The 9,887-nt window shown below is 65.4% G+C and carries 8 protein-coding genes; 3 read left to right on the forward strand and 5 right to left on the reverse strand.

Annotated elements, in window-relative coordinates:
- Positions 1-71: 71 nt before the first annotated feature.
- From ABD050_RS14335 to ABD050_RS14345, 3 genes are all read right to left on the reverse strand, one after another.
- Positions 72-818 carry a GDSL-type esterase/lipase family protein gene (locus tag ABD050_RS14335; protein WP_343890085.1) on the reverse strand — a complete coding sequence of 249 codons (747 nt, stop codon included), beginning with the start codon at positions 816-818 and terminating at the stop codon, positions 72-74.
- 94 nt (positions 819-912) lie between these two features.
- Positions 913-1,851 (reverse strand): Gfo/Idh/MocA family protein, encoded by a 939-nt coding sequence (locus tag ABD050_RS14340; protein ID WP_343890087.1) that lies wholly within the window; start codon positions 1,849-1,851, stop codon positions 913-915.
- Entirely contained in the window at positions 1,848-3,416 is a 1,569-nt protein-coding gene (locus tag ABD050_RS14345; RefSeq protein ID WP_425542460.1) for an alpha-N-arabinofuranosidase, read from the reverse strand. The genes ABD050_RS14340 and ABD050_RS14345 overlap by 4 nt, the downstream gene beginning before the upstream one ends.
- A gap of 87 nt (positions 3,417-3,503) precedes the next feature.
- Here ABD050_RS14345 and araD1 point away from each other — a divergent pair, with 87 nt between their 5' ends.
- Positions 3,504-4,490: an AraD1 family protein gene (araD1, locus tag ABD050_RS14350; protein WP_425542461.1), complete on the forward strand. Its 987-nt coding sequence runs from the start codon at positions 3,504-3,506 to the stop codon at positions 4,488-4,490.
- A gap of 26 nt (positions 4,491-4,516) precedes the next feature.
- The gene (locus tag ABD050_RS14355) at positions 4,517-5,236 is read left to right on the forward strand and encodes a FadR/GntR family transcriptional regulator (protein WP_343890090.1); all 720 of its coding nucleotides are present in this window, start codon (positions 4,517-4,519) and stop codon (positions 5,234-5,236) included.
- A gap of 6 nt (positions 5,237-5,242) precedes the next feature.
- On the opposite strand, the gene ABD050_RS14360 is transcribed toward ABD050_RS14355, so the two are convergent.
- Both ABD050_RS14360 and ABD050_RS14365 read right to left on the reverse strand, forming a co-directional pair.
- A complete protein-coding gene (locus tag ABD050_RS14360) occupies positions 5,243-7,039 on the reverse strand; it encodes an IlvD/Edd family dehydratase (protein WP_343890091.1) in 1,797 nt (598 codons plus the stop codon).
- Between the two features lie 22 nt (positions 7,040-7,061).
- The gene (locus ABD050_RS14365) at positions 7,062-8,204 is read right to left on the reverse strand and encodes an aldose epimerase family protein (RefSeq protein WP_343890092.1); all 1,143 of its coding nucleotides are present in this window, start codon (positions 8,202-8,204) and stop codon (positions 7,062-7,064) included.
- Positions 8,205-8,314: 110 nt separating this feature from the next.
- Between ABD050_RS14365 and ABD050_RS14370 the strand changes: the two genes are divergently transcribed.
- The gene (locus ABD050_RS14370) at positions 8,315-9,613 is read left to right on the forward strand and encodes a sugar MFS transporter (protein ID WP_343890093.1); all 1,299 of its coding nucleotides are present in this window, start codon (positions 8,315-8,317) and stop codon (positions 9,611-9,613) included.
- Positions 9,614-9,887 lie beyond the last annotated feature (274 nt).

The following is a 9,887-nucleotide window of genomic DNA, read 5'->3' on the forward strand; positions in this document are numbered from 1 at the left end:
GTGGCGCAAAAACTCTTCGCGGCTTCGCGGCTTCGCGTGAAAAATTCCGACCTCGAACGAGGTAAGCTCGCTTACCTTCGCATCGCCTTGGCAATCGCCGCCTCGGCGATCGGCGCCATTGCGGCATAGCCATCGGCGTTGGGGTGGACGCCGTCCTTCGAATATTCCGGCTTCATCGCGCCCTCGGGCGTCGCGATCGCCGGCCAGTAATCGGCATAGACGACATGCTGTTTTGCCGCATATTCCTTCAGCCAGGCATTGAGCGCGCTGATCTTGGGCCCCGGCGCGAGGCCGGGATGCCAGGGGAAATCGGCGGCCGGCGGAATCGAGGCGATCACCACCCTGATGCCATTCGCCTTGGCGATCTCGACCATGCCCGCGACATAGCCCTCTATTTCCTCAGGCGTTTCGGGTCCGGTATTCAGCGCCACATCGTTGGTGCCGCCCATGATGTGAACGACCGCCGGCTTGAGCGCGACGACATCGCTGCGAAAACGCAGGAGCATCTGCGGCGTGGTCTGGCCGGAAATGCCGCGCCCGACGAAATGCGCATTGTCCTTGATGAAGGGCTGCGCGGCCCAGCCCTGGGTGATCGAATCACCCATGAAGACGACCCGTTTGGCATCGGCGCTGGCAAGCAGCGGCTGGTTGGCGTCACGATAGCGGGCAAGCCATGCCCAGTCGCCATTCTCGCCCTGGCCGACTCCTCTGGCGGGCGCCGGTGCCGGGGTCGGGGCCGCTGCGACCTGGGCGAAGGACGCGGTCGATTGCGACAGCGCCAGCATGGCGATGAATCCCAGGGTCGCGAACGCTCGCATGCTCTTCTCCTCTCGATGCCGGCGGCGCATTCGCCACTCGATCTGCGCGATCCTACCCTCTCCGCCAGCCCGGCGCGAGCGCTACCATGGTTGCTCAGCGCGCGAACGCGAAAGGCTCGGCGTCGACCTGCTCCCCGATCGCGAGCGCATCGGCGGCGAGCGTGAGCGGCGAGACATCGACGTCGCTTTCGCCGGCCGCGACCAGATCAGCGAAGCGGGTATAGAGCCGGGGATATTCCCGGTTCTCCGCCGCCGCAACGGGCACACCCGCGATCGAAAGCGCAGCGCCGCCGCGGGTGAGGCGGAGCATGCCGTCGGGCGTGTCGACCTCGATATCCCAGCGTTGCTCGCCTTCATGGAGAAAATCGAGCTCGACCGAGATCGGCGCGTCGCCGCTCAGCAGCGCGAGGCTGGCCACGATCGGCGCGGCGCGGCCACGCGGCACTTCCAGCCGTGCCGAGCGCAGGACCGGCATGACAGGCAGAATCTCGGTCAGGATCGACAGCGCGTTGATGCCGGGATCGAACACGCCGAAGCCGCCTGGTTCGAGGATCCATTCCTGGCCGGGATGCCAGACGCGGATATCTTCCATCCAGGCGACGCGTACCGCGTCGATCGGGCGGTCGGTGAGCCACTCCCGCGCGCTGTCTACCGCGGCTGCCTCGCGCGAATGCCAGGCTGCGAACAGGGTGACGCCGGCAGCTTCAGCCAGCGCCTCGAGTTCAGCCACTGCTTCGACCGTCAGGCCCGGCGGCTTTTCGAGCAGGACATGAAGACCGGCGGCGATCGCTGCCCTGGCGACTGTGTGGCGAATCGCCGGCGGGGTGCAGATCGCGACCGCCTCTACTCCCGTGTCACCGGCGAGGAGGGCCTCGTGGTCGTGAAAGCCCGGCAAGCCCGGAAGGGTTGCGTTCGGATCTACCGTCGCGACGAGCTGGAACCGAGGGTCGGCTTCGATCGCTGGGACATGCTGGTCGCGGGCGATCTTGCCATAGCCGATGATGGCAATCGGAAGTGCCGGCATCTCGCTCACTGCAGCGCCACGACAGTGACCGATTTCGCCGGCAAGGTCAGCGTCACGCTGCCATTGGCGACCGGTATCGCGGCAATGGGGCGAGGCTGGAGCGCCGTCGGATTGTCGAAGCTGTTGTGCGCGTCCATCGCCTCGGCGGTCAGCACCTCGCCGCTGAGGGTGGTGGCGTTGCCGCCATCGACCTTGAGCGTGACGGTCAGCGGCTGGAGCGGATCGAGATTGACCAGCGACACGTGCAGGGCGCCGTCGGCACCGCGCACCGCCGAGCTGTTGAGCGCCGGCATCGCGAACTGGTCCTTGTCGTACCAGGGGCTGGCGAGATCGACCGGCAACTCGGTCGAATCCTGCCACGGCATGTACATGTGATAGACATGGTAGGTCGGGGTGAGCACCATCTGGCCGTCGCGGGTCAGGATCATCGCCTGCAGGACGTTGATCATCTGGGCGATGTTGGCCATTTTCACCCGCTCGGCATGATGGGTGAAGATGTTGAGGTTGATCGCCGCGACCAGCCCGTCGCGCAGCGAATTCTGCTGCTGGAGGAAGCCCGGATTGGTGCCCGGCTCCGGATCGTACCAGGTGCCCCATTCATCGACCGCGAGCCAGACGCGGCGATCCGGATCATACTTGTCCATGATCGCGCTGTGCTTCGCGATATACTCGTCCATCTTCAGCGTCTTGGACAGGATCCGCGCCCAGGAGAGTTCGTCGAAGCCGGTTGCCGGGCCCTTGTGCGTCCAGCTCTCGCCGACCGTGTAATAATGGACGCCGATGCCGTCGATCTGCTTGCCGGCCTCGCGCATCATGACTTCGGTCCAGTTGTAATTCTCGTCGCTGGCGCCGCTGGCGATCTTCATGATGCGGGTGCCGGCCGGCGCCTTGACGAAGGTCGCGTAGCGGCGGGTGACGTCGGCGGCATATTCGGGCCGCATATTGCCGCCGCAGCCCCATAATTCATTGCCGAGGCCGAGATAGGGGAGCTTCCACGGCTCCTTGCGGCCATTGGCCCGGCGCTCGTTGGCGAGGGTCGAGGCGGTCGGCGAGGTCATATATTCGACCCAGTCGGCCATTTCCTGCGGCGGCGCGCTGCCGACATTGCCCGAGACATAGGCGTCGGCGCCGACCAGTTCCGAGAAATTCATGAACTCGTTGGTGCCGACGGCATTGGGCTCGGTGACGCCGCCCCAATGGGTATTGACCTTGACCGGGCGTTTCGCCGGCGCGCCGACGCCTTCGCGCCAGTGATACTCGTCGGCGAAGCAACCGCCGGGCCAGCGGATCACCGGCACCTTGATCGCGCGGAGCGCCGCGATCACGTCGTTGCGGAAGCCGTTGGTGTTCGGGATTCGCGATTTCGGGCCGACCCACAGCCCGCCATAGATGCCGGTGCCGAGATGCTCGGCAAACTGGCCGAAGATCTGGCGCTGGACCTTGGGTCCGGGCTTGTCGGCATGGATGGTGACGGTCGCTTCGCGGGGCTCGGCGCCCGCTGCAGTCGCCGCCAGCGCCAGCGCGCCGAACAGCAAGACCCGCGCCTTTCGTGCAAGACCCGTCATCACCCTCATCCCCTTATCTGCGCGCATCGACAATGAGCGGCTGGCGCCACCATATTGTCTGAGTATAAGATGGTTCAAGTGAAAAGGCGGGAGTAGATGATGCGGGTGTCGCTGGTCCAGTTCAGGGACGTCTCCGGTGAGCGTGGCGTGGCTGTGTTGCGCGGGGCCGAGGCGCCGCACCGGCTGGCCGGCGTGGCGAACGTGGCGGCGCTCGCCCGGGCTGCGCTGGCGGCGGGGACGAGCCTGTTGGCCGAAGTCGACGCGGCCGGAGACGGCGGCGTTGTCGATCTCGATGCCGTCACGCTGTTGCCGCCGATCGATCATGCCGACCCGGCGCATCTGCTGCTGACCGGCACGGGGCTTACCCATCTCGGTTCGGCCGAGGGGCGCGACAAGATGCACCGCTCGATGACCGAGGCCGCGCAGCAGACCGATTCGATGCGGATGTTCCTGATGGGGGTCGAGGGCGGCAAGCCCGGCGCGGGCGAGGCCGGTGCGCAGCCCGAATGGTTCTACAAGGGCAATGGCTGCTCGCTGGTGGCGCCGGGCGCGCCGCTCAGGTCGCCCGGCTTCGCCCTCGATGCCGGCGAAGAGCCGGAGATCGCCGGCATCTACATGATCGGCGATGACGGCGTGCCGGCTCGGCTCGGCTTTGCGATCGGCAACGAATTCTCGGACCATGTCACCGAGCGCGGCAATTATCTGTGGCTCGCGCATTCCAAGCTGCGGGTGGCGGCGCTGGGCCCCGAATTGCTGCTGGGCGAATTGCCCGAGGATATTCGCGGCACAAGCCGGATCCTGCGCGGCGGACGGGTGCTGTGGGAGAAGCCGTTCGTGACGGGCGAGGCGAACATGTCGCACAGCATCGCCAATCTCGAGCATCATCATTTCAAGTACGACCTGTTCTGCCAGCCTGGCGACGTGCATGTCCATTTCTTCGGGACCGCGACCCTGTCCTTTTCCGAAGGGGTGACGACGCAGGAGGGGGATGTCTTCGAAATCTCGGCGCCGCCCTTCCGCCTCCCGGCGCGCAATCCGATTGCGGTCGAGAAGCCGCGTGATGTCGAGGTGCGAATCCTCTAGGACCGGATGGATGAACGCGTGGACGCATGATGAAGCCTGATACGGCCGCGCCAAGGGCACTGCGCATCCATGCGTCGATCGCGCATGATCTCGGCGTCGCGATCGTCACCGGCGTTCACCAGCCGGGCGATACGCTGCCGGGCGAGATCGAGTGCGCCGAGCGACTCAACGTCTCGCGCAGTGCCTATCGCGAGGCAGTGCGGATGCTGGCCGCCAAGGGGCTGGTCGAGAGCCGACCCAAGGCAGGCACCCAGGTGAGCGCGCGGAGCCGGTGGAATCTGCTCGACCCCGATGTGCTCCAATGGATGTTCGAGAGCGAGCCGAGCGAGGCGTTCGTGCGCAGCCTGTTCGAGCTCAGGATGATCGTCGAGCCGGCGGCGGCCGCGCTGGCGGCTGAGCGGCGCACCGGGCGCGAGCTCTCGCAACTCGGCCATGCGCTGGGCGAGATGGCGCGGCATGGCCTGACAACGGCCGAGGGGCGGGCGGCTGACCAGGCGTTTCACCATCTGATCCTCGAGGCGACGCGCAACGAGCCGCTGACCACCCTGTCGAGCTCGATCGCGGCGGCGGTCGGCTGGACGACGATCTTCAAGCAGCGCAAGCGGCGCCTGCCGCGCGATCCGCTGCCTGACCATCAGGTGCTGTACGATGCGATTGCCGCCGGCGATGCCGATGCCGCGCGGGCGGCGATGGCGGAACTGGTGCGGCGGGCACTGGTCGACACGGAGATGTCGCTGGAGCGCTAGGGTTGGCTAATGATTGTCCCGAGGCAGGCCCATGGTCTGGGCGATCCGCTGATAGCGTTCCGATCCTTCGAGGATTGCACCGTCATTGAGCTGGCCGACGATGGCGCGCTGGATTTCCTGCCAGGGGGTTTGCGAGGCGGGGTAGGGGTAGCCGCCTGTTCCGGCGAGCGCGCGGCGGCGTTCGGCGAGTTCGTCATCGCCGATCAGGACGTCGGCGGTGCCCTTGAGCAGGTCGATGCGGACCTGGTCGCCGGTCCTGATCAGGGCGAGGCCGCCCATCGCGGCTGCTTCGGGCGAGGCGTTGAGGATTGAGGGCGAGCCCGAGGTTCCCGATTGCCGGCCGTCGCCGATGCAGGCCAGGGCATGGACGCCTTCGCGGATGAGATAGGCAGGCGGGCGCATGTTCACCACCTCGGCGGCGCCCGGATAGCCGATCGGCCCGGCGCCGCGCATGAACAATATGGTCTTCGTCGTGATGCCGAGCGCCGGATCGTCGATGCGGGCGTGATAATCCTCAGGCCCGTCGAACACCACCGCCGGGCCTTCGAACGCCTCGGGATCGTCGGGGTTGGAGAGGTAGCGCGCGCGGAATTCGGGCGAGATCACGCTTGTCTTCATGATGGCGGCGTCGAACAGATTGCCGCGCAAGACGATGAAGCCGGCATCCTCCATCAGGGGCGCCTCGAAGCGGCGGATGACCTTCTCGTCCTCGATCGTCGCGTCGCGGCAATTGTCGCCGATGGTCAGGCCATTGGCGGTGATCGCATCCTCATGGATCAGCCCCTGGCGCATCAGTTCGGCGACCACCGCGGGGACGCCGCCGGCATGGTAGAAATCCTCGCCGAGATACTCGCCCGCCGGCTGGAGATTGACCAGCAGCGGGACGTGATGGCCGTGGGTCTGCCAGTCGTCGAGCGGAAGGTCGACACCGACATGGCGGGCGATCGCGGAGAGATGGATCGGCGCGTTGGTCGAGCCGCCGATCGCCGAGTTGACCACGATCGCATTGTGGAAGGCGTCGCGGGTCAGGATGTCGGAAGGCTTCAGATCCTCGGCCACCATCCCGACGATCCGCTTGCCGGTCAGGTACGCGATCTCCTGCCGGTCTCGGTAGGGCGCGGGGATCGCGGCTGAGCCGGGCAGCTGCATGCCCAGCGCTTCGGCAAGGCTGTTCATCGTCGTCGCCGTGCCCATCGTGTTGCAATAGCCGGTCGAGGGTGCCGACGAGGCGACCAGCTTGACGAAGCCGGCATGATCGATCTTGCCGGCCGCGAGCAGCTCGCGCGCTTTCCAGACGATCGTGCCCGAGCCGGTGCGCTCGCCCTTGTGCCAGCCGTTGAGCATCGGCCCGACCGAGAGGGCGATCGCCGGGATGTTCACCGTCGCCGCCGCCATCAGGCAGGCCGGCGTCGTCTTGTCGCAGCCGATCGTCAGCACCACGCCGTCGAGCGGATAGCCGTAGAGCACCTCGACCAGCGCAAGATAGGCGAGGTTGCGGTCGAGCCCCGCGGTCGGGCGCTTGCCCGTCTCCTGGATCGGGTGGACGGGAAACTCGATCGCGATCCCGCCTGCCTCGCGAATGCCTTCGCGCAGGCGCTCGGCGAGCACCAGGTGGTGGCGGTTGCACGGGCTCAGGTCCGACCCGGTCTGGGCGATGCCGATGATCGGCTTGCCCGATTGCAGCTCGGCCTGGCTCAGGCCGAAGTTCATGTAGCGCTCGATATAGAGCGCCGTCATGTCGATATTGGCGGGATTGTCGAACCAGGCGCGCGAACGGAGGCCGGGCGGGGGAGTGTCGGTCATCGGAAAAATAGCTTTCGTGCAATCATTTCGGTGCCACCGACAGCCGATAGACCATCAGATGGTGATAGGGTTTGCCCGGATCGACCCGCGCCGAGACGAAACCCGGCTGGTTGGGTGAATCGGGGAATTTCTGCGGCTCGAGCGCGATGCCGTCGCCCATGCGGTAGACATGGCCGTGCTTGCCAACGAGCGTGCCGTCGAGGAAATTGCCGGTATAGACCTGCACGCCAGGTTCCGTGGTCAGCACCTCGAGCACGCGGCCCGATGCCGGATCCTCGAGCCGCGCGGCCAATTTGGGCTCGGCGGTAAGCCCGGCGTCGAGCGCGAAATTATGGTCGTAGCCGCGCCCGGCCACGATCTGCGCGTCATGGCCGTCGCGTACCCCATCGCCGAGGCGCCGGCCGTTGCGGAAATCGAACACCGTGCCGGCGACCGGCCGCAGCTCGCCGGTCGGAATCAACGTGGCGTCAACGGGCGTATAGGCGTGGGCCGGAATGGTCAGGCGGTGGGCGAGCACGCCAAGCGGTGCCCCTTCGCCGGCGAGGTTGAAGATGGCGTGGTTGGTCATGTTGACCACCGTCGGCTTGTCGGTGGACGCCTTGTACTCGATCGACAGGGCGCCCTTTTCGTCGAGGCTGTAGGTGACGGTGACCTCGAGCGTGCCGGGATAGCCCTGATCGCCATCGGGGCTGGTATAGGCCAGGACGAGCTTTGCGACCGGGCCATCCTGGACCGAGACGACGCGCCACACGACCTTGTCGAAACCGACCTTCCCGCCGTGCAGCGAATTGGGGGCGTTGTTGATCGGGAGCTGATAGGCCTTGCCGTCGAGCGAGAAGCGGCCGCGGGCGATGCGGTTGGCATAGCGGCCGACCGTCACGCCGAAATAATTGGGCTTGTCGACATAGGAAGCGAGATCGTCATAGCCGAGCACGACGTCGGCGAGCTTGCCGTGACGATCGGGCCCGATCAGCGATTGAAGCGTCGCGCCATAAGTCAGGATGCGGGCGGACACGCCGTGGGTGTTGGCGAGGGTGATCGCCTCGACCTTGCTCCCGGCAACCTCGCCAAGCGGCTTGCGCGACACCGTCGCGGCTTCGGCATCGACCGTCGCTCCACCCATCGCCATCATCGCCATTGTCACCGCCAACCGAATTCCACGCATCATCCGCTCCCATGCTGCCGTTCACGCTGCGACATTGACCGCAAATTTGCTTGCATATACTCAGACAAAAAACAAGCGACGCCCGGCGGCGGCTTTCAAGGGAGACTGATATGGCGGGACCGATCACGAGTGGAGGGACGCGGCTCGACACGCCGACGGCGGCGCCTGGGTATGGGGGGACGCTCACCCTGCTTGCGACCCTGTTTTTCATGTGGGGGTTCATCACCGTCATCAACAACACGCTGCTGCCGCACCTGCGTAGCGTGTTCGACCTCACCTACACGCAGACGGAGCTGATCGAATGGGTGTGGTTCATCGCCTATTTCTTTGCCTCGATTCCCTCGGCCAAGCTGATCGAACGGATCGGCTATAAGCGATCGATCGTCACCGGGCTGATCATTATGGCGGTAGGCGCGGTAATGATGGTGCCGGCGGCGCGAATCCCCTCCTACGGCGTGGTGCTGACTGCCCTGTTCGTCATCGCCTCGGGAATCACATTGCTCCAGGTTGCAGCCAACCCTTATGTCGCGGTGATCGGACCGGCGGAGAGTTCGTCCTCGCGGCTAAACCTCGTCCAGGCGTTCAACTCGCTTGGGACGATGCTTGCACCGTTATTCGGCGGCTACCTGATCCTCGGCCGCAGCACATCGGGCACGGCGGCGGCGGGGGCGGTGCTGACCCCGGCCGAAAGACTTGCCGATGCGCAATCCGTACAGCTTCCCTATCTGATCGTCGCAGCCGTACTAGTTGGGCTCGCAATCATCATCGCCAGGTTCCGCCTGCCCGACATGAACGCCTCGACCCGCGGGCGGGCGCGCGAGGAACGTCGGGGCCATTCGCTCTGGCGGCACCGCAACCTCGTGTTCGGCGTACCGGCGATCTTCATTTATCTGATCGCGGAGATCGGGGTCAGCAGCCTGTTCATCAATTTCGCTTCCCTGCCCGAGATCGGCCGGGTGACGCATGAGCAAGCCTCGCACTATCTCGTCCTACAATGGGGCGGGATGATGGTTGGCCGCTTCCTTGGTTTCTTCATCATGCGGCGCGTGCCCGCCGAGCGCGTGCTCGCCGCGTTCAGCATGGCGGCGCTGGCGGTAGTCTTGATGGCGACCTTCTCAACCGGTCATATCGCACTGTGGGCGCTGATCTCGGTCGGGCTGTTTCACTCGATCATGTTCCCAACGATTTTCACGCTGGGTATTCGTGGCTTGGGACCGCTGACCGAGGAGGGATCGGGCCTGCTGATCATGGCGATCGCCGGCGGCGCGCTCGTTATCGCTCAAGGCAAGCTGGCGGATCTGTACGGGCTGCAGACCTCGTTTCTTCTGACCGCGGCGTGCGAGTTGTACGTGCTGTTCTACGCACTATGGGGGTGCCGGGTGAAGGAAGAGGGGGCTGTGGCGCCCTGAGCCGCGCCCGGGCTCTCCAACAGCGAACGCGGATTGCTGGCTGTTCCTGGCTGATAAAACAGCCAGCTATTTTTTTCTCGCCGTGAGATTGGATATTCGCGCCGTATTTTCTGTTTTATTGTCATTTTTTGAGGTCAAAACCACCGGCTTCAGCCGGTAAGAGGCTTTAGCCGTCCGACGGCGGATAGCCTGTATCCTCGGAAAAAGTGAGCGCCCCGCAGGGGAGAACGCTCATTTTTTCCGAGGATACAGGCTATGGCGTACACGCGTGGGA

The organism is Sphingomonas oligophenolica, assembly GCF_039522915.1.
In the GTDB taxonomy this organism is placed as follows: domain Bacteria; phylum Pseudomonadota; class Alphaproteobacteria; order Sphingomonadales; family Sphingomonadaceae; genus Sphingomonas; species Sphingomonas oligophenolica.

Coding starts and splice junctions, on each gene's coding strand:
- ABD050_RS14335 (WP_343890085.1), bottom strand. CDS start 818: ATGCGAGCGTTCGCGACCCTGGGATTCATCGCCATGCTGGCGCTGTCG.
- ABD050_RS14345 (WP_425542460.1), bottom strand. CDS start 3,416: ATGAGGGTGATGACGGGTCTTGCACGAAAGGCGCGGGTCTTGCTGTTC.
- araD1 (WP_425542461.1), top strand. CDS start 3,504: ATGATGCGGGTGTCGCTGGTCCAGTTCAGGGACGTCTCCGGTGAGCGT.
- ABD050_RS14355 (WP_343890090.1), top strand. CDS start 4,517: ATGATGAAGCCTGATACGGCCGCGCCAAGGGCACTGCGCATCCATGCG.
- ABD050_RS14360 (WP_343890091.1), bottom strand. CDS start 7,039: ATGACCGACACTCCCCCGCCCGGCCTCCGTTCGCGCGCCTGGTTCGAC.
- ABD050_RS14365 (WP_343890092.1), bottom strand. CDS start 8,204: ATGCGTGGAATTCGGTTGGCGGTGACAATGGCGATGATGGCGATGGGT.
- ABD050_RS14370 (WP_343890093.1), top strand. CDS start 8,315: ATGGCGGGACCGATCACGAGTGGAGGGACGCGGCTCGACACGCCGACG.